Source organism: Actinoplanes sp. KI2, from assembly GCF_025630775.1.
GTDB lineage: Bacteria > Actinomycetota > Actinomycetes > Mycobacteriales > Micromonosporaceae > Actinoplanes.
Genome location: NZ_JAOSZE010000169.1, coordinates 1 through 410 on the forward strand (window position 1 = coordinate 1; position 410 = coordinate 410).

1 protein-coding gene is annotated in these 410 nt (G+C 63.7%); it reads right to left on the reverse strand.

Annotation, left to right across the window (positions count from 1 at the left end):
- Positions 1-410: AAA family ATPase (locus tag ODJ79_RS46810; protein WP_263030212.1), on the reverse strand; the 410-nt coding region annotated here is incomplete at both ends.

A 410-nucleotide genomic window follows, 5' to 3' on the forward strand; every position in this document is an offset into this window, starting at 1 on the left:
CGGGTGCCGAGGTTGGTGGTCAGGATGATCACCGTGTTCTTGAAGTCCACGATCCGGCCCTGACCGTCGGTCAGGCGACCGTCCTCCAGGATCTGCAACAGCGTGTTGAAGACATCCGGATGAGCCTTCTCGATCTCGTCGAACAGCACCACCGAGAACGGCTTGCGACGCACCTTCTCGGTCAGCTGACCACCCTCGTCATAGCCGACGTACCCGGGAGGCGCACCGACCAGGCGAGACACCGTGTACCGGTCGTGGAACTCCGACATGTCCAGCTGGATCAGCGCGTCCTCGGAGCCGAACAGGAACTCCGCAAGGGCCTTGGACAGCTCCGTCTTACCCACACCGGACGGGCCCGCGAAGATGAACGAACCGGACGGACGCTTCGGGTCCTTCAACCCGGCCCGGGT